This window comes from Variovorax sp. JS1663 (assembly GCF_002157355.1).
Classification (GTDB): Bacteria; Pseudomonadota; Gammaproteobacteria; order Burkholderiales; family Burkholderiaceae_C; genus Variovorax.
The window spans coordinates 80,346-98,526 of record NZ_LYMK01000017.1 but is presented as its reverse complement, the minus strand read 5'-3'; the positions used below and the strand labels follow the sequence as shown (position 1 = coordinate 98,526).

21 protein-coding genes and 1 pseudogene are annotated in these 18,181 nt (G+C 68.7%); 7 read left to right on the top strand and 15 right to left on the bottom strand.

All coding sequences use genetic code 11. From position 1 onward, the window contains the following. The first annotated feature begins 75 nt into the window (after positions 1-75). Positions 76-330, top strand: a complete 255-nt coding sequence (locus tag A8M77_RS16235; protein WP_238136841.1) for a hypothetical protein — start codon at positions 76-78, stop codon at positions 328-330. An 18-nt stretch (positions 331-348) separates the two neighbouring features. Here A8M77_RS16235 and A8M77_RS16230 read toward each other — a convergent pair whose 3' ends face one another. From A8M77_RS16230 to A8M77_RS16220, 3 genes are all read right to left on the bottom strand, one after another. Next, on the bottom strand, positions 349-756 hold the full coding sequence (locus tag A8M77_RS16230) for an RcnB family protein (protein WP_086922543.1): 408 nt from the start codon (positions 754-756) through the stop codon (positions 349-351). A 122-nt stretch (positions 757-878) separates the two neighbouring features. After that, positions 879-1,232 (bottom strand): hypothetical protein, encoded by a 354-nt coding sequence (locus A8M77_RS16225; RefSeq protein ID WP_086922576.1) that lies wholly within the window; start codon positions 1,230-1,232, stop codon positions 879-881. A 26-nt stretch (positions 1,233-1,258) separates the two neighbouring features. Beyond that, positions 1,259-1,837: a cob(I)yrinic acid a,c-diamide adenosyltransferase gene (locus A8M77_RS16220; protein ID WP_086922542.1), complete on the bottom strand. Its 579-nt coding sequence runs from the start codon at positions 1,835-1,837 to the stop codon at positions 1,259-1,261. 59 nt (positions 1,838-1,896) lie between these two features. On the opposite strand from A8M77_RS16220, the gene A8M77_RS16215 reads away from it, so the two are divergent. Next, positions 1,897-3,321, top strand: a complete 1,425-nt coding sequence (locus tag A8M77_RS16215; RefSeq protein WP_086922541.1) for an FAD-binding oxidoreductase — start codon at positions 1,897-1,899, stop codon at positions 3,319-3,321. A gap of 88 nt (positions 3,322-3,409) precedes the next feature. Here the strand turns inward: A8M77_RS16215 and A8M77_RS16210 are convergent, their stop codons facing one another. The 9 genes from A8M77_RS16210 to A8M77_RS16170 form a co-directional block, all read right to left on the bottom strand. Continuing rightward, complete coding sequence (locus A8M77_RS16210; RefSeq protein ID WP_086922540.1) at positions 3,410-4,300, bottom strand: CsgG/HfaB family protein; 891 nt, start codon at positions 4,298-4,300, stop codon at positions 3,410-3,412. Between the two features lie 115 nt (positions 4,301-4,415). Beyond that, on the bottom strand, positions 4,416-5,357 hold the full coding sequence (locus A8M77_RS16205) for a ParB/RepB/Spo0J family partition protein (protein WP_086922575.1): 942 nt from the start codon (positions 5,355-5,357) through the stop codon (positions 4,416-4,418). A gap of 5 nt (positions 5,358-5,362) precedes the next feature. After that, positions 5,363-5,905, bottom strand: coding sequence for an RBBP9/YdeN family alpha/beta hydrolase (locus A8M77_RS16200; RefSeq protein WP_086922539.1), 543 nt, complete (start codon positions 5,903-5,905; stop codon positions 5,363-5,365). 38 nt (positions 5,906-5,943) lie between these two features. Next, entirely contained in the window at positions 5,944-6,792 is an 849-nt protein-coding gene (locus A8M77_RS16195) for a ParA family protein (RefSeq protein ID WP_086922538.1), read from the bottom strand. A 1-nt stretch (position 6,793) separates the two neighbouring features. Next, positions 6,794-7,408 (bottom strand): LysE family transporter, encoded by a 615-nt coding sequence (locus tag A8M77_RS16190; protein ID WP_086922537.1) that lies wholly within the window; start codon positions 7,406-7,408, stop codon positions 6,794-6,796. Between the two features lie 61 nt (positions 7,409-7,469). Continuing rightward, positions 7,470-8,108 (bottom strand): 16S rRNA (guanine(527)-N(7))-methyltransferase RsmG, encoded by a 639-nt coding sequence (rsmG, locus tag A8M77_RS16185; protein ID WP_086922536.1) that lies wholly within the window; start codon positions 8,106-8,108, stop codon positions 7,470-7,472. Further along, positions 8,105-10,054: a tRNA uridine-5-carboxymethylaminomethyl(34) synthesis enzyme MnmG gene (gene mnmG, locus A8M77_RS16180; protein ID WP_086922535.1), complete on the bottom strand. Its 1,950-nt coding sequence runs from the start codon at positions 10,052-10,054 to the stop codon at positions 8,105-8,107. The genes rsmG and mnmG overlap by 4 nt, the downstream gene beginning before the upstream one ends. Positions 10,055-10,203: 149 nt before the next feature. Next, on the bottom strand, positions 10,204-11,118 hold the full coding sequence (locus tag A8M77_RS16175) for a transglutaminase-like domain-containing protein (RefSeq protein WP_086922534.1): 915 nt from the start codon (positions 11,116-11,118) through the stop codon (positions 10,204-10,206). A 35-nt stretch (positions 11,119-11,153) separates the two neighbouring features. After that, entirely contained in the window at positions 11,154-11,339 is a 186-nt protein-coding gene (locus A8M77_RS16170; protein WP_086922574.1) for a DUF1328 family protein, read from the bottom strand. A 176-nt stretch (positions 11,340-11,515) separates the two neighbouring features. On the opposite strand from A8M77_RS16170, the gene gstA reads away from it, so the two are divergent. Then, positions 11,516-12,124, top strand: coding sequence for a glutathione transferase GstA (gene gstA, locus A8M77_RS16165; RefSeq protein WP_086922533.1), 609 nt, complete (start codon positions 11,516-11,518; stop codon positions 12,122-12,124). 14 nt (positions 12,125-12,138) lie between these two features. Here gstA and A8M77_RS16160 read toward each other — a convergent pair whose 3' ends face one another. Next, positions 12,139-13,359, bottom strand: coding sequence for a YbfB/YjiJ family MFS transporter (locus A8M77_RS16160; protein WP_086922532.1), 1,221 nt, complete (start codon positions 13,357-13,359; stop codon positions 12,139-12,141). A gap of 125 nt (positions 13,360-13,484) precedes the next feature. Here A8M77_RS16160 and A8M77_RS16155 point away from each other — a divergent pair, with 125 nt between their 5' ends. Continuing rightward, entirely contained in the window at positions 13,485-14,588 is a 1,104-nt protein-coding gene (locus tag A8M77_RS16155) for an alkene reductase (protein ID WP_086922531.1), read from the top strand. Here the strand turns inward: A8M77_RS16155 and A8M77_RS16150 are convergent. Continuing rightward, positions 14,570-15,925, bottom strand: a complete 1,356-nt coding sequence (locus A8M77_RS16150; RefSeq protein WP_086922530.1) for a sensor histidine kinase — start codon at positions 15,923-15,925, stop codon at positions 14,570-14,572. The genes A8M77_RS16155 and A8M77_RS16150 overlap by 19 nt on opposite strands. Positions 15,926-15,969: 44 nt before the next feature. After that, positions 15,970-16,659 (bottom strand): response regulator transcription factor, encoded by a 690-nt coding sequence (locus A8M77_RS16145; RefSeq protein ID WP_086922529.1) that lies wholly within the window; start codon positions 16,657-16,659, stop codon positions 15,970-15,972. A gap of 144 nt (positions 16,660-16,803) precedes the next feature. Here A8M77_RS16145 and A8M77_RS16140 point away from each other — a divergent pair. From A8M77_RS16140 to A8M77_RS16130, 3 genes and pseudogenes are all read left to right on the top strand, one after another. Then, positions 16,804-17,554 (top strand): annotated as a pseudogene (locus A8M77_RS16140) (efflux RND transporter permease subunit); the annotation flags it as partial. Further along, positions 17,551-17,856 (top strand): phosphopantetheine-binding protein, encoded by a 306-nt coding sequence (locus tag A8M77_RS16135; protein WP_086922528.1) that lies wholly within the window; start codon positions 17,551-17,553, stop codon positions 17,854-17,856. The pseudogene A8M77_RS16140 and the gene A8M77_RS16135, both read left to right, overlap by 4 nt. 54 nt (positions 17,857-17,910) lie before the next feature. Next, positions 17,911-18,105 (top strand): heavy-metal-associated domain-containing protein, encoded by a 195-nt coding sequence (locus tag A8M77_RS16130; RefSeq protein WP_068676631.1) that lies wholly within the window; start codon positions 17,911-17,913, stop codon positions 18,103-18,105. The last annotated feature ends 76 nt before the right edge of the window (positions 18,106-18,181 follow it).

Below are 18,181 nucleotides of genomic sequence, written 5' to 3'. Positions count from 1 at the left end.
AACCGATAAAAAGGTCCGTGACGCGGCGGCCAGGAAGCGTACATTGGTACTTTCTTCTCGCGAATCGGAGCGATCTTGGCCAAGGCATCGACTTCTCTCATGCGCCCACCCGCCGCTTCCGCGGCCAACGAAGCCGCGGCGCGGGAAAGGCTGCGGCAGGCGCTGCCGGCCACGGTCGAGTTGCTGAAACAGCGTCATGCCGACCGGATCGCCGATGCCGACATCGAGGCCTACGTGACCCTGAACTGGCTCGAATGGCACGGCGGCGGGCTGCGGCTCACCATCACCGGGCGCAACGTGTGCGCTCAGACGGCGGCAGCGGCCGCCTGAGCCCCCGAGCCACGTCGCTTACTGCGAAGCGATGATCTGGGCGATCAGGCCGGTCGCCACTGCGGCCAGCACGAAATTGCCATCCGCCTGGACCCAGTGATAGCCGCTCGGCGGCGCCTGCAGACGGTAAGCGCGCCAGTCGCGGACCTCGTACCCCTGGCCGCGGTAGCTGTGCGGCACGTAGCCGCCGCGGCGCCATTCGCGGTGCCCGTCCCAGTCGCGGCGATCGGATTCGTGGTGATAGTGGCGGCGCTCCCAGCCGCGGCGATCATGCTCGCGCTCGAAGCGCTGCGAATGGCGCGGGCCCTCTTCCCAGCGGCGCTCATGATCCCGGTGGCCACCGTCATGGGCCAGGGCACTGCCGGCCATGCCAAGGGCCAGCACCGCGGCGACGGCACTCGTACGGATCCTGCTGTGCTTGTTCATCACGACTCCTTCATTGCGTTGGAACATGGAGGCATTGTGGGAAGCCCATGTGTCGCGCACGCAGGCCACGGATGTGGCGGCCATGAAGGATGTAAGCGCGGGTAAACACGCGCCGCAGCGCTTCAGGGGGCGCTGCCCTGCGGTCCCACGTTGGGCTGCGAACTGCGGCCCGATCCGCCGGGAAGCTTGCGGCCCAGCGATTCGCCGAAGTTTCGTATCGGCCGGCTCGCGCGCTCGGACGTGTTGTTGACGCCGCGCCGGGTCGCCGAGTCTGCATGGTCGATGCTCCGGCCGGCGGCATCGGTGCCCCGCTGGATGCCGCCGAGGACCTTGCTGTCGCGGGGCGGCGACTTCAGCGTGTGGGCGCGCTGCGTCGTGGGGGGCTCGTTCGCGTTCTGCGCCGATGCGGCCGACGGCAGCGCGAGGCAGGCCGCGAGCACGGCAGCGCTCGCGAAGGTCAGGGAGGGGATCGACATGATGCGGTCTTCTTGCAGCGGGTGATTCATTCGTCGCCGCCTGCCGCAGCAGCGCGCGCCAGGCGCTCGCTCTTCCAGTAGACGTCGTCGCCGCCGTCGACACGGTTGAGCACGCGCGCCAGCACGAACAGCAGGTCGCTCAGGCGGTTGAGGTATTGGCGCGGTGCGTCGTTGAGCTCGGCCTGCGCGCCCAGCGACACGACCGCGCGCTCGGCGCGCCGGGCGATGGTGCGGCACACATGGGCCTGCGCGGCCGCGCGGGTGCCGGCCGGCAGGATGAATTCGGCCAGCCGTGGCAGCGCCGCGTTGTGCTCGGCCAGCGCGTTGTCCAGCTGCAGCAGCGCATCGGCCTTCAGCAGCGTGAAGCCGGGCATGGACAGTTCGCCGCCCAGGTTGAACAGCTGGTGCTGCACGTCGACCAGCAGCTCGCGCACACCGTCCGGCATCGGCTCGCACAACAGCAGGCCGATGTGCGAATTGAGCTCGTCCACGTCGCCCATGGCTTGCACGCGCAGGTGGTCCTTTGGGACGCGCGTGTTGTCGCCGAGGCCGGTGGTGCCGTCGTCGCCGGTGCGCGTGGCGATCTGTGTGAGTCGGTTGCCCATGTGGATGTCGTTCGGCAGATGCGGTTCGTAGAATGGTAGCCCCCTCAGGAGACCCGCCGATGAACGCGCCCACCGCCCTCTCCCACCTCACGCCGTCCATCGCGCTGCGCGACGTGCCCGATGCCCTGATCGAAGGCCTGAAGGCGCGCTTCGGCGAGCAGTGTTCCACGGCGCTGGCCGTGCGCACGCAGCACGGGCGCGACGAGTCCTCCTTCGACGCGCCGCCGCCCGCGGCCGTGGTCTTTGCGGAAAGCACGCAGGACGTGGCCGATGCGGTGAAGCTCGCGAGCGAGCACAGCGTGCCGGTGATCCCCTTCGGCGTCGGCTCCTCGCTCGAAGGCCATCTGCTCGCGGTGCAGGGCGGCATCAGCATCGACGTGAGCCGCATGAACCGCGTGCTCTCGGTCAATGCGGAGGACCTCACGGTCACGGTGCAGCCCGGCGTGACGCGCAAGCAGCTCAACGAGGAGATCAAGAGCACCGGCCTGTTCTTCCCCATCGACCCCGGCGCCGATGCCTCGATCGGCGGCATGACGGCCACGCGCGCGAGCGGCACGAACGCGGTGCGCTACGGGACCATGCGCGAGAACGTGCTGGCGCTCGAAGTGGTCACCGCGAGCGGCGAGGTGATCCGCACCGGCACGCGGGCGAAGAAGTCCTCCGCCGGCTACGACCTCACGCGCCTCCTGGTCGGCAGCGAGGGCACGCTGGGCGTCGTGACCGAGATCACGCTGCGCCTTTATCCCCTGCCCGAGGCGGTGTCGGCCGCGATCTGCTCCTTCCCGAGCATCGAGGCGGCGGTGCGCACCGTCATCGAGATCATCCAGCTGGGCGTGCCGATCGCGCGCGTGGAACTGATCGACGTCAACACGGTGCGCATGGTGAATGCCTATTCAAAGCTGGGCCTGCGCGAGGAGCCGATGCTGTTGATGGAGTTCCACGGCTCGCCGGCCGGCGTGAAGGAGCAGGCCGAGACAGTGCAGGAGCTGGCCAGCGGCCACGGCGGCAAGGCCTTCGAATGGGCCAGCACGCCGGAGGAACGTACGCGCCTGTGGACGGCCCGGCACAACAGCTACTTCGCGGCGGTGCAGTCGCGCCCGGGCTGCCGCGTGATCAGCACCGACACCTGTGTGCCGATCTCGCGGCTGGCCGACTGCCTGCTCGAATCGGTGGCGGAGGCCGATGCGAGCGGCATCCCCTACTTCCTGGTCGGCCACGTGGGCGACGGCAACTTCCACTTCGGCTACCTGCTGGATCCCGATGCACCCGAAGAGCGGGTCACGGCGGAGAAGCTCAACCATGCGCTCGTGTCGCGCGCGCTCGCGCTCGAAGGCACCTGCACCGGCGAGCACGGGGTGGGCCTGCACAAGATGGACTTCCTGGTGAGCGAGGCCGGTGTCGGCGCGATCGACATGATGCGCACCATCAAGCGCGCGCTCGACCCGAAGAACATCATGAACCCGGGCAAGATCTTCAGCCTCTGATCGGCTCCCCCCAAAAAAAGAGCCCGGCGCTCGCACAAGAGGCCGGGCTTTCTTGTGCGCCGGATCGATGGTCCGGCGCTCCCTCTCGTCACTTGCGGCGCGCAGGCGCGCGCTCGGCGGGGGCCGAGGTCTGCGACGGCGCCACGCCGCCATCGACACCCAGCCGGCCGCCGCCGCCCAGGCCTTGGCCCTGCACCGTCTGCGCCTTGTAGTTGCGCAGCGAGACGACCATCTGGTTGAACGCATCCATGAAGGCGGCGCTGATCACCTTGCCCTGCGCCGTGTTGGTGTAGCCACCCAGTGCGCCACCGCCGCTGCCGCCGAAGACGGAGCCGAAGGCGCCGAAGTCGGTCTTGGAGGCGCTGCCTTCGGAGGCCGCGACCTGCACGCCGGAGCGGTTGTCGATCAGGGTCAGCAAGGCGCTGGCTTCCTTGGTCTGGAGGTTGCCCCCCACCGCGGCCAGCACGCCGCTGTAGCGTCCGCCGACCAGGCCGCCGAGCCCACCGCCCATGCCGCCGGCATTGCTGTTGCTGAAGACGATTTCAGGCGACAGGCCGTAGTCGGAAGCGACCATCTGGCCGCGGCCGAAGTTGCTGCCCTGGCGCATCTCGCCCGAGGCCATCAGGTCGCGCTCGCGCGACATGGCGTTCATGCCGGCCGCGCCGCGCTCCACCACCACGAAGCAGTTGGACTGCTGGACCAGCAGGCGCAGCAGATTGGCCGTGGGCGGCAGGCGGTATTCGTTGCGAAGGATGGTGTACCAACCGGCCTGCTGGTTCTCGATCAGCGAGACGGTGCCCAGCGGCGAGGCGCAGCGCTCGAGCGCGCTGCTGGTATTGGCGGAGGCGGAGCCGGCAGCGCTGCCGGTGGCTACCGTCTTGGCGCTCTGGCTGCCCATTTGCATGTCGGTGGTCTGGCAACCTGTCAGAAGAAGCGCCCCCAGAGCAACGGCGGCAAGCGGGAATCGAGCGATGGTCATGGTCAGGCTCCTCCGAGAACTTTCGGACTACAGTTAGTAAACGTAACGGGCAAGCATATGCGCAAAGATGCCTCCGGACAATCGCCCGGAAGCTGGAGTCCTCGACTTTGCGGAATTAGGCCGTTTGGCGGATGCGGTCGATCAGGCCATTGAGGGCTTCGAGCGAACCGAAGTGGATGGCGAGCTCGCCGCTCTGCTCCACCTTGCCGCCGCGCTTGCTGCGCTTCTTGATCCGCACCTCGACCTCCGCGGCCAGCAGGTCGGCCAGCTCTTCCTCGACGCGCTGCAGGTCGCGCGATTTCTCGCTGCCGCTGCGATGCACCGGCGGCCGCAGGCTGAATTCGGCGCCCAGCTTCTTGACCAGCGCCTCGGCCTCGCGCACCGACAGTTTCCGGGCCGCGATCTGGTTGGCCGCAGTGATCTGGGTGGCCTTGTCCAGCGAGAGCAGCGCGCGCGCGTGGCCCATGTCGATGTCGCCCGCCATCAGCATGGCCTGGGCCGGCTCGGCCAGGTTGAGCAGGCGCAGCAGGTTGCTGGCGGCGCTGCGGGAGCGGCCCACCGCCTGGGCGGCCGATTCGTGCGTCAGCCCGAACTCGGCGACCAGCCGCTGCAGGCCCTGCGCCTCTTCCAGCGGATTGAGGTCCTCGCGCTGGATGTTCTCGATCAGCGACATCGCGGCGGCCGCCTCGTTCGGCACGTCGCGCACCAGCACGGGCACGCTGTCCAGCCCGGCCAGCCTGGCGGCACGGAAGCGGCGCTCGCCGGCGATGATCTCGAACTCGGCATTCTTGGCGCGCGCCGCCTCGGCATCGAGGCGACGGACCAGGATGGGCTGCATGATGCCCTGCGCCTTGATGCTCTCGGCCAGTTCGTAGAGCGCGCCCTCGTCCATGCGCGTGCGCGGCTGGTAGATGCCGGGCACCATCTGGTCGAGGTTCAGGGTGGTCGGGTTGGCCGGCGCGGCTTCGTCATTGGCCGGGGTGTCCGGACCGTTGAAGGTGGGGCCCAGCAGGGCTTCCAGTCCGCGGCCGAGGCCCTTGGGTTTCTTGGTGGCCATCGAGGTCATTCTTCTTTCAGCAGGTCGTTCAGCAGTTGCCGTCCTTCGGGCCAGTCCCCCAGGCCGGATTCGCCATTGAGGTGGCCGCCGCGGCCGGCGTCGATGTAGCGAGCGCTCCAGTCGCGCGCCATTCCGCGCGAGCGTTCGGCGCTGCAATAGGGATCGTCGTTGGCGGCCATCATCAGCGCCCGGAACGGCAGGGGCTGGCGCACGATGGGCGCCCAGCCGGGAATCAGCTCGCGCAGGTCCTCACGCTCCAGGTCGCCCGGCGCCACCAGGAAGGCGGCCCGCACCTTGTGGGTGTTGCGCGAATGGGCAGCCCAGGCAGCCACCAGGATGCAGCCGAGGCTGTGGGCGACCAGCACCACCGGCGCGGTGGCGGCCAGCACCTCTTCCTCGAGCCGGGCCGACCAGTCGCCGCGTAGCGGCCGCATCCATTCATGCTGCTCGACCCGGCGGTCGCCGTAGACCGCCTCCCAGCGGCTCTGCCAGTGCGGGGGGTCGCTGTTCTGCCAGCCGGGCAGCAACAGGATGGTAGGGACCGTCATATGCTCCGAAATTGATAGCAGGAAGCCGCTCGCCGGCCTCAGAGGCTGGAGGGATCCTGCATGGCGACGGGCGGCGGCTCGATCGGTGCGGGCGCTGGCGCTGCGCCGGCCATGGCGCTGGCGGGCGGCATCTTCTGGACCAGTTCCTCGGCAAAGGCGACAAAGGCCTGACTGCCGCGGGCGGCGGGGTCGAAGATCACGCCCGGCAGGCCGTAGCTCGGCGCCTCGGCCAAGCGCACGTTGCGCGGAATCACCGTGTCGAAGACCTTGTCGCCGAAATGCGCCTTGAGCTGCTCGCTGACCTGCTGCTGCAGAGTGATGCGCGGGTCGAACATGATGCGAAGCAGGCCGATGATCTGCAGGTTCTTGTTGAGATTGGCATGCACCTGCTTGATGGTGTTGACCAGATCGGTCAGGCCTTCGAGCGCGAAGTACTCGCACTGCATGGGCACGATCACGCCATGGGCCGAGCACAGACCGTTGAGCGTCAGCAGGCTGAGGCTGGGGGGGCAGTCGATCAGGATGAAGTCGTACTCGGCACCGACCGCGGCCAGCGCGGTACGCAGGCGCTTCTCGCGGCGGTCGAGCGCCACCATTTCGACCTCGGCGCCGGCCAGTTCGCGGTTGGCGCCCAGCACGTCGTAGCCGCATTTCTCCGCCCTCACCCGGGCCTCGGCCACCGAGGCCGATTCGAGGAGCACGTCGTAGACCGTGGTTTCCAGCTCGCGCTTGTCGATGCCGGAGCCCATGGTCGCATTGCCCTGCGGGTCCATGTCGATCATCAGGACCCGCTGCCCCACCTTGGCCAGGCCGGCCGCGAGGTTGACGGTGGTCGTGGTCTTGCCCACGCCCCCCTTCTGATTCGCGACGCAGAAGATCTTGGCCATGCTACTGATTGGCTGCCAGCTTGATGCCGAAGCCGATCAGGAACACGCCCGCCAGCTTTTCCAGCGCAGCCGAGATGCGCGGATTGGCGCGCAGCCGCTCGGCGAGGAAATGGGTGAGCAGCGTGGCACTGAGGCAGTAGAAGAAGGTCAGGACCGCGATGGTCAGAGCCATCACGCCAAAGGTCAGCAGACCCTGGTGACGTGCCGGGTCGACGAAGAGCGGGAAGAAGGCCATGTAGAAGACGATGGCCTTCGGGTTGAGCAAGGTGATGGTCAGGGCTTGGCGGAAGTACTGGCGCGGCCGGATGTTCAGCACCGGGGCGGCGCCGGGCTTGGCGGTCAACATCCGGAAGCCCATCCAGGCCAGGTAGGCCGCGCCCAGCCACTGGACCGCCTTGAACGCCGGCGGAAAGGCGGCCAACAAGGCTGCAACGCCGGCCACCGCGGCCCACATCAGGATCTGGTCTCCCATGATCAAGCCAAAGGTGGCGGCCAGGCCGGCCCGAATACCCCCTTTGCTGGTGGAGGTAATGAGCGCCAGATTCCCAGGTCCAGGAATCGCAAGAAAAAGGATGATGGCGGCGACAAAGGCGCCGTAGTCAGCGATGCCAAACATGGAAAACTGCCTCGGATGGGGAGTGGTCGAGTCTAAGCGAGGTCCACTCTCCGAGGGCCGTTCAGCCTGCTTGTTTTCGTGCCCAGACGATGCAGCGTTCAGCATCCAGGCCGGGGATGGTCAGCTGTTCCACGTGAAACACATCAATTTCGGCCGGCAGCTGCGCGAGTTCCTCGTCCGGCCGCTTGCCCTTCATCGCCATCCAAACGCCACCGGGTGCCAGCAGATGCTTCGATCCTGCGAAGAAAGCAGGCAGCGACGCAAAGGCGCGGGCGCTGATCAGCTCGTAGCGCCCGGTCAGGGATTCGACGCGCGCATGCAGGCCCCGCAGGTTCGGCAACTGCAGTTCGCCCGCGACCTGCTGGACGAAGGCCGCCTTCTTGGCCACCGCGTCCAGGCAACTGACCGTGATGTCATCGCGCAGGATCGCGACCACCACACCTGGCAAACCCGCGCCGGCGCCCACATCCAACAGAGCCGCCCTCCCCGGCCACTCGCGCGCCAAGGGCGCGATGACAGAGAGGCTATCGAGCAGATGATGGGTCAGCACACTGGCCGGATCCCGCAGCGCAGTCAGGTTATAGACCTTGTTCCACTTGAGGATCAGCGCCCCGTAGGCCAGGAGCCGCTCGCATTGGGGATCGCTCAGACGCAGCCCCAGCCCAGCCGCGCCGTCGCGCAGTACCTGCTCGGAGCTCATTCGGCGGCTGCTGGCGTCTCGACCGCCGCATCCCGCGCAAAGGCGCGATGCCCCCGCTTGCGCAGGTGGATCAGCAAGAGCGAGATGGCTGCGGGCGTGACGCCGGAGATGCGTGAAGCCTGCCCCAAAGTTTCGGGGCGATGCTTGGCCAGCTTCTGACGCACCTCGAAGCTCAAGGCGGTGACTTGGCTGTAATCGAGGTCGGCCGGCAATCTGAGGTTCTCGAAGTGCGCCGAGCGCTCCACCTCGTCCTGCTGCCGGTCGATGTAGCCGGCGTACTTGGCCGCGATCTCGATCTGCTCGATCTCGGATTCGCCCAGTGGCTGGTCCGACGCGTATTTGCCCCCGTCCAACGACATCAGCGAGGCGTAGTCGACATTGGGCCGGCGCAGCAGATCGCCCAGGTTGTATTCGCGCTCGATGGCCTTGCCGAGCACGCGCTCCGACTCGCTCGCCGGAAGGTTGCGCGGGCTCACCCAGATCGAGCGCAGCCGCTCTGTTTCACGTGAAACAAGATCGCGCTTCCGCGAGAACGCATCCCAGCGCGCGTCATCCACGAGGCCCAAGCGCCGACCGGCTTCGGTCAGGCGCATGTCGGCGTTGTCTTCGCGCAGCTGCAGCCGGAACTCCGCGCGGCTGGTGAACATGCGATAGGGCTCGGTCACGCCCTTGGTGATCAGGTCGTCGACCAGCACACCCAGGTAGGCTTCATCGCGGCGCGGCAGCCACGCGTCTTCGCCCCGGCACAGCAAGGCCGCGTTGATGCCGGCGAACAACCCCTGCGCGGCGGCCTCTTCGTAACCCGTGGTGCCGTTGATCTGGCCCGCAAAGAAGAGCCCCCCGATCGCTCGCGTCTCGAAGCTGCTCTTGAGCGCGCGCGGGTCGAAGTAGTCGTACTCGATCGCGTAGCCAGGCCGCAGGATGTGGGCATTCTCCAGCCCAGCCATCGAGCGCACCAGCTGGTACTGGATGTCGAACGGCAGGCTGGTCGAGATGCCGTTGGGGTAGTACTCGTTCGTGGTCAGCCCTTCGGGCTCGAGGAAGATCTGGTGGCTCTCCTTGTCGGCGAAGCGGTTGATCTTGTCCTCCACGCTCGGGCAGTAGCGCGGCCCCACCCCGTCGATCTTGCCGGTGAACATCGGGCTGCGATCGAAGCCGGAGCGGATGATCTCGTGCGTCCGGGCATTGGTGTTGGTGATCCAGCACGGCATCTGCCTCGGGTGCATGCCGGTGCGGCCCATGAAGCTGAAGACCGGCATCGGCCCGGCCCCGCCCGGCATGCCGTCACCTGGCTGCTCGACGCACTTCGAGAAGTCGATGGTCCGCCCATCCAGCCGAGGCGGCGTGCCCGTCTTGAGCCGGCCCTGCGGCAGCCTGAGTTCCTTGAGCCGGGCCGACAGGCTCACAGCGGGCGGATCGCCGGCCCGGCCGGCCTGGTAGTTGTCGAGGCCCACATGGATGCGGCCGTCGAGAAAAGTGCCCGCCGTCAGCACCACCGCGCGCGCACGGAAGGCAATGCCCACCTGCGTCACTGCGCCCACCACCCGGTCGCCCTCGATCATCAGATCATCGACCGCCTGCTGGAACAGCGACAGATTCGGCTGGTTCTCCAGCCGCCGGCGGATGGCAGCCTTGTAGAGCACCCGGTCGGCCTGCGCGCGTGTCGCCCGCACGGCCGGCCCCTTGCTCGAATTGAGGATGCGGAACTGGATGCCGGCTTCGTCCGTCGCGATCGCCATCGCACCACCGAGCGCATCGACCTCCTTGACCAGGTGCCCCTTGCCGATGCCTCCGATCGACGGGTTGCAGCTCATCTGCCCCAGCGTCTCGATGTTGTGGGTGAGCAGCAGCGTGCGTGCGCCCATCCGGGCGGACGCCAGCGCGGCTTCGGTGCCGGCATGGCCGCCGCCGACGACGATCACATCGAATTCTTCGGGGTACAGCATGGAGAGGGGGCGCGCCCTGCGCGGGCGCGGCGGAAAGGGGCATCGATTTTAATCTCGCAAGCCACGCCAGGGCGGCTGGAGGGACATGGCCACCAGCCCGGCCCCCTCCCCCCAAACCCCTCTGGCATCGCCGGTGGGTGCTATATTTTCTATAGCGCCCGCGCTTCTGCCGGCGTCTGGAGCAGGGACATCGTCTCCGCAGCAATGGGTACGGGTTTCTCGATGCCCAGCAGGTGCCCGCTCGGCACCGGCCCACTCGAGACGAGCAGGCGCTCATCCTGCACTTCGTGCACGTTCAGCATCTTGCCGGTCATGCGCACCGGACCGAAGAAGGTGCAGAAGGCCACGTCCTTCGCATCACGGCCGGTGCCCACACGCACCAGCCGGTCGACCGGCGCCATGCGCGTGCCGTCGAACAGGACCCACTGCCCGCCCAGCCAGGCTTCGAACACGGCGTGGAAATCCTGGGGCGGCTCGTCGAACCAGACATAGCCGACCACCAGGCGCGCCGGAATGTTGAGCGCGCGGCAGAAGGTGATGCCGAGATGCGCGAAGTCGCGGCACACGCCCGCACGCTCGACGAACACCTCGCGCGCCGTGGTGGTCGAGTCGCTGATGCCGGGCTCGTAGGTGATGCTGTCGTGAATCCAGTCGGCAATCGCCTGCACGCGTCCGATGCCGGGCGGCAGATCGCCGAACAGCTGCTGCGCGCAGCGCGACATCAGGTCCGACTCGCAATAGCGGCTCGGCATCAGATAGTGGAGGATGTCGTTCGGCACCTGGTTCACCGGCCGCTCCTCCAACTCGGACGGCACCAGCACGTGGGTGCGCTGAATCTGCGCCCGGTAGCGGATCTTGAGCGGCCCCTTCGGCGCGTCGAAGCGGATGAAGCGATTGCCGCTGTTCTCATCGCAGAACGCCTGCCGCTGCACCGCCGGCTCGATCACCAGCTCCTCACTGGCAACAGCCTGCGCGCCGCCGCGCGTCGCCTCGATGTTGAACACCAGGTGCGAGGGCGCTTCGACTTCGTAGTCGAGCACCGCGTCCACGTTCGATACGTGCATGTTGTCCTCCTCCAGGCCACGGCGACACGGTCGCGTCAGTCCAGGGCTTTTTTCGCCGCCCCGATGCCCAACGCCGCCAGCACGAGGAAGACCACGGCCAGGATCAGGAACAGGCCGAACAGCAGCTTGGCGATGCCCGCCGCGCCGGCAGCGATGCCGCCGAAACCGAGCGCGCCGGCGATCAGCGAGACGATCGCGAAAATGATGGCGTACTTCAACATGGAGGGCTCCTTCGATGCGGACTTCGCCGCGGCGTCGGCAGGATAGGAAGCCATGCGGCAGCCACCGATAGTCGCCCCGCCCGAGGCACCGTAGGACAACCCCGCGCGACCGAAACCGCTAGCATCGCCATGGCTTTCTCGATCCTGTTTTTCAACATTCCACTGGAGTTTTTCGCATGAAGCTGTATTACTCGCCGGGCGCCTGCTCCCTCTCGCCGCACATCGCGCTGCGCGAAGCCGGCATTGCGTTCGAGCCCGTGCTGGCCAGCACCAAGAGCCACAAGCTGCAGGACGGTACGGACTACTACGGCATCAATCCGCTCGGCTACGTGCCGATGCTGGAACTCGACGACGGCACCCGGCTGCGCGAAGGTCCGGCCATTGTCCAGTACGTCGCCGACCTCGCACCCACCAAGAACCTCGCCCCAGCCGCCGGCACGCTCTCGCGCTATCGGCTGCAGGAGTGGCTCACCTTCATCGGCACCGAGATCCACAAGACCTATTCGCCGTTCTTCAATCCCGCCATGCCCGACGAAGCGAAGGCCGCCTTCAAGACCAAGCTGGAGTCGCGCTACGAGTGGCTCAATCGCGAACTCGAGGGCAAGGACTACCTGATGGGCGAGCACTTCACCGTCGCCGACGGCTACCTTTTCACCGTCACCAACTGGGCCAAGCCGGTCGGCCTCGACCTGTCGCCCTACCCGAACGTGCAGGCCTGGCACGCGCGCGTCGGCGCGCGCCCGGCGGTGCAGGAAGCGCTCAAGGCCGAAGGCCTCGCCAAGTAGGCCCGAACGGGCACTCAGGCCGACAGCGGCCGCTGCCGCCACGCCAGCAGCGCCCCGGCCCAGAGCGTGACGGCCGACACCACCAGCCCCCGCGCCAGTCCGCCCGGCCCGTCCGAGATCCACCCGGTCACGGTCGGGCCGACGATCTGCCCCAGCGCGAAGACGATGGTGAAGGCGCTGATGCCCGCGGCCCACTGCGCAGCCGGCAGGTTGTGGCGCACCAGTGCGGTGGTCGAAGCCACCACCGACAGGAAGACCCCGCCGAACAGCAGGCCCGACAGCAAGGCCACCGGCCACGCGGCGCTCAGCACCGGCAGCAGCGTCGCACCGCCCAGCAGCAGGTTGAGGAAGGCCTGGGGCTCGCCGCCGCGGTAACGGTCCAGCAGCCCGGCCCACAGCCGCGCCGAGGCCACGCAGGCCACCCCCAGCAGCGCGTAGAAGGCCGTGATGCCGCCCGCACTCGCGCCCTGCTCTCGCAGCAGCGCGATCACGAAGGTCATGTAGCCGATGTAGCCCATGCCGAAGCAGCCATAGCCGGCCAGCGCCCAGCCGAAGCGCAGCACGCCGCCGGCGGGGCCTGCACCCGCCGACGGCGCGGGCGCCGCGTCCGGACTGCCCTCCGCTGCGGGCATCGCGCGCATCGCCAGGGCCAGCACCGCCGTCGCCGCGATGCTGGCGAAGGCCAGCGCCCACCAGGCCCAGGCCCAGCCGTGCGCCCGGCCCGCGGCCACCTGCACCGCCGACGGCACCAGCAGCGCAGACAGGGTGATGCCGAAGCCGGTGCCGCCGTAATACAGCCCCAGCAGCAAGCCCATGCGCGCAGGCTGCAGCGCCCCGAGCCGCGCCGCCAACACCCCGCCGGCCACGAACACCCAGGCGCTGGCCAGCCCGGCCAGCAGCCGCTGCACGAGCAGGGCGGGGGCCGAGATGAAAAAGCCGCTGGCCGCCATGAACAGGCTGGCCAGTACGCAGCCGCCGACCAGCAGGCGGCTGTGGTCGAGCCGCCGCATCAGCGCAGGCATCATCAGCGCGCCCAGCAGGTAGCCGGCCGCGTTCGCCGTGTTCATGGCACCCGCCAACGCATAGCTCCAGCCCAGGTCGGCCCGCATGGGCGGCAGCAGCAGCCCGTAGGAAAAGCGCGTGATGCCCAGCGACACCGCGGCCCCCATCGACAGTGCCAGCGCCAGGCGAAGGGCCTGGCCGGGGGTCATCGTGGCGGTGTCGTTGCTTGTCATGGACTGCGGCGATTCTGCGTCATGGCTCCGGTGGCACTAGCACCAAAACGACAACCCTGTGCGAGCAGGCCCGCTCGCGCCGCCTTACTGTCGCGATCACTCCGCAACAACCAAGAAGTACCCCGATGTCCTCCCTCTTCGATCCGCTTCAGGCCGGCCAGCTCCAGCTCGCCAACCGCATCGTCATGGCCCCGCTCACGCGCAACCGTTCGCCCAATGCCGTGCCGCCGCCGATCGCTGCCACCTACTACGCGCAGCGCGCCGGTGCCGGCCTGCTGATCACCGAGGCCACCGCCATCAGCCACCAGGGCCAGGGCTATGCCGACGTGCCCGGCCTCTATGGGCAGGATCAGCTCGCCGCCTGGAAGCGCGTGACCGATGCGGTGCACGCCCAGGGCGGCAGGATCGTGGTGCAACTCTGGCACGTGGGCCGGGTGTCGCACAACGAACTGCAGCCCGGCGGCGGCAAGCCCGTCGCACCCTCGGCGATCGCCGCGAAGACCAAGACCGTGCTGATCAAGGACGGCGTGCCCGCCTTCGTCGAGACCTCGGAGCCGCGTGCCCTCGAAGCGAGCGAGCTGCCCGGCATCGTCCAGGCCTATGCCGCGGCCGCGCGCAACGCGGTGCAGACCGCCGGCTTCGACGGCGTCGAGGTCCACGCGGCCAACGGCTACCTGCTCGACCAGTTCCTCAAGACCGGCAGCAACCGGCGTGACGACGACTACGGCGGCAGCATCGAGAACCGCGCCCGCCTGCTGCTCGAGGTGACGCGCGCCGTCGTCGATGCGGTCGGCGGCGGCGTCACCGGCATCCGCCTGTCGCCCGTCACCCCCGCCAACGACGTGCACGATGCCGACCCGCAGCCGCTCTTCGAGTACGTCGTGAAACAGCTCGCGCCCCTGGGCCTGGCCTACATCCACGTCATCGAGGGCGCCACAGGCGGGCCGCGCGAGATCGAGGACCGCCCCTTCGACTACGAAGCCCTCAAGACCGCCTACCGCCAGGCCGGCGGCCAGGGTGCCTGGATGGTGAACAACGGCTACGACAAGCCGCTGGCCGAGGCCGCCCTGAAGGAAGGCGACGACCTGGTGGCCTTCGGCAAGCCCTTCATCTCCAACCCCGACCTGGTGCGCCGCCTGCGCGAAGGCGCGCCGCTCAATCCCTGGGACAAGAGCACCTTCTACGGCGGCGGCGAGAAGGGCTACATCGACTACCCGGCGCTGGCCTGAAGCAGCGCAGACGCAGGCGGTGCGGCGCCGAAGGCCACGCTCACGCGCAGCCCGCCCGCCTCGCTCGCCTTCTCGAAGCGCAGTCCGGCATCGAGCAATGCCGCGTAGCGCGCCACGATCGCCAGCCCCAGCCCCGCGCCCTGCCCCAGCTTCTGGCCCTCCGGGCCCTGCGACCATCGCGCCATCAGCGCGCGCTGCACCTCGGGCGCGATGCCCGGCCCGTTGTCGGCGACCGAGAGCGTGTGCCCGGCCACTTCGATGGTGATGGTGCGCCCGCCGTAGCGCAGCGCGTTGTCGATCAGGTTGTCGAGGATGCCCTCGACCAGCGCCACGTTGGCCTGCACCGTCACCGGCGCATCCAGGCCCAGCGCGCCCAGGTCCACGCCTTGCGCATCGGCGCGCGCGAGGTGCCGCAGCACCGCCTCCTCCACCAGCATGTCCAGGCGCAGCGGCTCCCGCTGCAGCGCCGTGCGCCCCTCGTCCGCCAGCGCCAGGCCCAGCAGCTGGTCGACCAGGCGGCTGGCACGCGCCTGGCTGGCGGCGATCTGCTGCAGCTGCTCGCGCCACACGGCCGGCGCCTGCTGCACCAGGCCGTAGTCGGCCAGCGCGCGAATGCCCGCCAGCGGCGTGCGCAACTCGTGCGCGACGTTGCCCGCGAACTCGCGCTGCGCCCGCACGCTGTGGCCGAGCCGCTCGAACAGCGCATTGAGCGTGTCGCCCAGCCGCTCCAGTTCGCGCGAGCTGCGCGCCACCGGCACCGGCGCCAGGTCGTGCGCGGCGCGCCGGTCCAGCGTCTGCCGCAACTCGCCCAGCGGCCGCAGCTCACCCTCGATGCGCCGCCACAGCCAGAGCGCGAGCAGCACCAGCAGCACCAGCTGCGGCGCCAGCGAATAGGCCAGCAGCCGCTCGACCAGCGCGCTGCGCGCCCGGGTGGTCTGCGCGATCACCACGCGGAAGGCGTTGGGCTCATCGTGGTGCAAGGCCACCGCGCGCAGCGGGTGCCCCTGGTAATGGATGTCGGAGAAGCGGTAGCGCGCGCCGGCCTCGGGCTGCGGCGCCTGCAGTCCGGCGTGGCCCGCGAGCAGCGAGCCGTCCGGCCGAAGCACGGCGAAGAACATCGTCTCCGACTGGTCGAACAGCACGCTCGTGACCTCGCGCGGCGTGAGCCGCAGCTGGATGTCGCGCTCGCCCGCCTCGACGTTGGCGGAGACCGCATACGCATCGTCGAGCAGCGAGCGGTCGAACGCCTGTTCGGTGAAGTGGCTGGCCACCGCCACCGCCACTGCCGTGCCCGCCAGCCAGGTCAGCGCGAGCGGCAGCAGCACCCGCCGCAGCATCCGCCCGGTCAGCGAGGGCGCCCTCGCCTTGGGCGGCAGGGAACTCACTCGGCCGCTTCCAGCAGATAGCCGATCCCTCGCAGCGTGCGGATCGCGGCGCCGCTGCCCACGAGCTTCTTGCGCAGCCGCGAGATGAAGGCCTCCAGCGCGTTGTCGCCCAGCGACTCGTCGAAGGTGGAAAGCTTGTCGGACATCGCGCGCTTGCTGACGGTGCGGCCCGGCGGGCTCATCAGCTCCCACAGCACCTCGAACTCGCGCGCTGGCAGATCCAGCGGCGCACTGTTCACCGAGAAGCGGCGCGCCTTGCGGTCGAGTTTGAGCCGGCCCAGCATCGCGACGTCGTCGGTGCCCTGCGCACGCCGCACCAGCGCACGCAGGCGCGCCTCCACCTCGGCCAGGTCGAAGGGCTTGCCCAGGTAGTCGTCGGCGCCGGCGTCCAGTCCCGCGATGCGCTCCTCGGTGCGGCCGCGCGCGGTCAGCACCAGCACCGGCGTGCGGTCGCCGCGCGCGCGCGCGTGGCGCAGCACGTTCAGCCCGCTCGCCAGGCCGCTGGTGGGGCTGGCGGTGGCCGGCAGGCTCAGGTCGAGCAGCACCGCGTCGAACAGCTGCACGCGCCACAGGTGGTCCGCGTCTTCCGCATTGGCTGCCACGTCGACGCGGTGGCCCGCGTCGACGAGGCTGCGCAGCACCACGCCGCGCAGCACGGCATCGTCTTCGACCAGGAGGATTCGCATGGGAGCAGCCCGCAGAAAGATACGCGTTTTTACCGCATGCCAGGGTCAGCAGGCGGTCAGTCGCGCGGCGCGACGAACGACGGATGAGGAGACGAAGCCGGGCCGCATGTGCGGCCTTTTTGATGGGTGCCACATGGTGGCTGCCGCGACAACGTGCTGGAGTCGATCTCGCAGATCGACGGCCAGATCGTGATCAAGGTGGCGGGCGACGACCTGGCCGTGCTGCGCAGGATCACAGAATCCATCGAGCACGAGGTCAAGCAGGTGCCCGGCGTGTTCCGCGGCGAGATCGACTGGCTCGGCGACCTCCCCCAGCTGGTGGTCGACATCGACCGCGAGCGCGCGGCACGCTACGATGAACATCGCGCGCGAGGCCGGGCGCCGCATCATGGCCATCGGCATCTTCATCAAGGACCGCGACATGGGCTCGGTGGTCAAGGACATGCAGGCCCGGGTCGCGCAGAACGTGAAGCTGCCGACTGGCTACACCGTCGGCTGGTCGGGCGAGTTCGAGAACCAGGGGCGCGCCATGGCGCGGCTGGCGGTGGTGGTGCCGATCTCGCTGCTGCTGATCTTCGTGGTGCTCTTCGACGCCTTCAAGTCGCTCAAGATGGCCTCGCTGATTCTGCTGAACGTGCCGCTGGCGCTGATCGGCGGCTTCGTCGCGCTGTGGCTCTTCGGCATCCCGCTGTCGGTCTCGGCCGCCATCGGCTCGGAGACGCAGCGCCCCCTCGCCATCGTGGTGATCGGCGGTCTCGTCACCGCCACGCTGCTCACGCTGGTGGTGCTGCCCGCGCTCTACGTGGCGTGGTTCGCGCCAAGACGCCAGGCGGCGGGCAATGCCGAATCGGCGCCGCCCACCCTCACCCCTTCGCCCCAGGAGATCACGTCATGAGCCCTGTCACCTTCAACAGCATCGCCGACATCCTCGAGGCCGGGTTCCACCTCCCGCGCCCGGCCCTCCGCCCCGAGCTCACGCTGGCCGAGCTCGGGCTCGATTCCCTCGCCAGCCGGGAGTTCATCCAGGCCGTCGAGGACGCCTTCCGCCTGTGCATTCCGCCGTCGCGCCTCGATCCGTCCGGCAACGGCATCGCCCTGCGCGGCCTGTGCGAACTGGTCGACGCGCTGCAGCGCGAACCGGCCCCGGCGCGAAACCCCGACGGCCGGCTGGTCAAGCCCGAATTCGCTTTACCTTGACACCGTGAGAAGGTTCAAACTCGCGCTCCCACCCCATCCGAAGGAGCCGCAACGATGAGCCAGAAATTCCAGGTATCCGGCATGAGCTGCAACCACTGCGTCAGCGCCGTCCAGAACGCGGTGCAGGCAGTCGATCCCAAGGCGCAGGTCACGGTCGATCTCGAAACCGGCCATGTCGACGTGCTGAGCACGCAGCCCCGCCAGGACATCGTGCTGGCGATCGAGAACGCCGGCTACCGCGTCGAATAGTTCGCGCCGCCGGGATTTCGGCGCGGCGCGGCATCAGAAACTGTTGAATACCTTTGTTTCAAAGTGCAAAATGCGC

Bases quoted from the DNA above. Each gene is read 5' to 3' on its own strand.
- A8M77_RS16175 (WP_086922534.1), bottom strand. From the start codon at position 11,118: ATGCACGTATCGAACGTGGACGCGGTGCTCGACTACGAAGTCGAAGCG.
- A8M77_RS16170 (WP_086922574.1), bottom strand. From the start codon at position 11,339: ATGTTGAAGTACGCCATCATTTTCGCGATCGTCTCGCTGATCGCCGGC.
- rsmG (WP_086922536.1), bottom strand. From the start codon at position 8,108: ATGAGCTCCGAGCAGGTACTGCGCGACGGCGCGGCTGGGCTGGGGCTG.
- mnmG (WP_086922535.1), bottom strand. From the start codon at position 10,054: ATGCTGTACCCCGAAGAATTCGATGTGATCGTCGTCGGCGGCGGCCAT.
- A8M77_RS16210 (WP_086922540.1), bottom strand. From the start codon at position 4,300: ATGACCATCGCTCGATTCCCGCTTGCCGCCGTTGCTCTGGGGGCGCTT.
- A8M77_RS16230 (WP_086922543.1), bottom strand. From the start codon at position 756: ATGAACAAGCACAGCAGGATCCGTACGAGTGCCGTCGCCGCGGTGCTG.
- A8M77_RS16205 (WP_086922575.1), bottom strand. From the start codon at position 5,357: ATGGCCACCAAGAAACCCAAGGGCCTCGGCCGCGGACTGGAAGCCCTG.
- A8M77_RS16195 (WP_086922538.1), bottom strand. From the start codon at position 6,792: ATGGCCAAGATCTTCTGCGTCGCGAATCAGAAGGGGGGCGTGGGCAAG.
- A8M77_RS16200 (WP_086922539.1), bottom strand. From the start codon at position 5,905: ATGACGGTCCCTACCATCCTGTTGCTGCCCGGCTGGCAGAACAGCGAC.
- A8M77_RS16225 (WP_086922576.1), bottom strand. From the start codon at position 1,232: ATGTCGATCCCCTCCCTGACCTTCGCGAGCGCTGCCGTGCTCGCGGCC.
- A8M77_RS16190 (WP_086922537.1), bottom strand. From the start codon at position 7,408: ATGTTTGGCATCGCTGACTACGGCGCCTTTGTCGCCGCCATCATCCTT.
- A8M77_RS16155 (WP_086922531.1), top strand. From the start codon at position 13,485: ATGTCCTCCCTCTTCGATCCGCTTCAGGCCGGCCAGCTCCAGCTCGCC.
- gstA (WP_086922533.1), top strand. From the start codon at position 11,516: ATGAAGCTGTATTACTCGCCGGGCGCCTGCTCCCTCTCGCCGCACATC.
- A8M77_RS16130 (WP_068676631.1), top strand. From the start codon at position 17,911: ATGAGCCAGAAATTCCAGGTATCCGGCATGAGCTGCAACCACTGCGTC.
- A8M77_RS16220 (WP_086922542.1), bottom strand. From the start codon at position 1,837: ATGGGCAACCGACTCACACAGATCGCCACGCGCACCGGCGACGACGGC.
- A8M77_RS16145 (WP_086922529.1), bottom strand. From the start codon at position 16,659: ATGCGAATCCTCCTGGTCGAAGACGATGCCGTGCTGCGCGGCGTGGTG.
- A8M77_RS16160 (WP_086922532.1), bottom strand. From the start codon at position 13,359: ATGACAAGCAACGACACCGCCACGATGACCCCCGGCCAGGCCCTTCGC.
- A8M77_RS16135 (WP_086922528.1), top strand. From the start codon at position 17,551: ATGAGCCCTGTCACCTTCAACAGCATCGCCGACATCCTCGAGGCCGGG.
- A8M77_RS16215 (WP_086922541.1), top strand. From the start codon at position 1,897: ATGAACGCGCCCACCGCCCTCTCCCACCTCACGCCGTCCATCGCGCTG.
- A8M77_RS16150 (WP_086922530.1), bottom strand. From the start codon at position 15,925: ATGCTGCGGCGGGTGCTGCTGCCGCTCGCGCTGACCTGGCTGGCGGGC.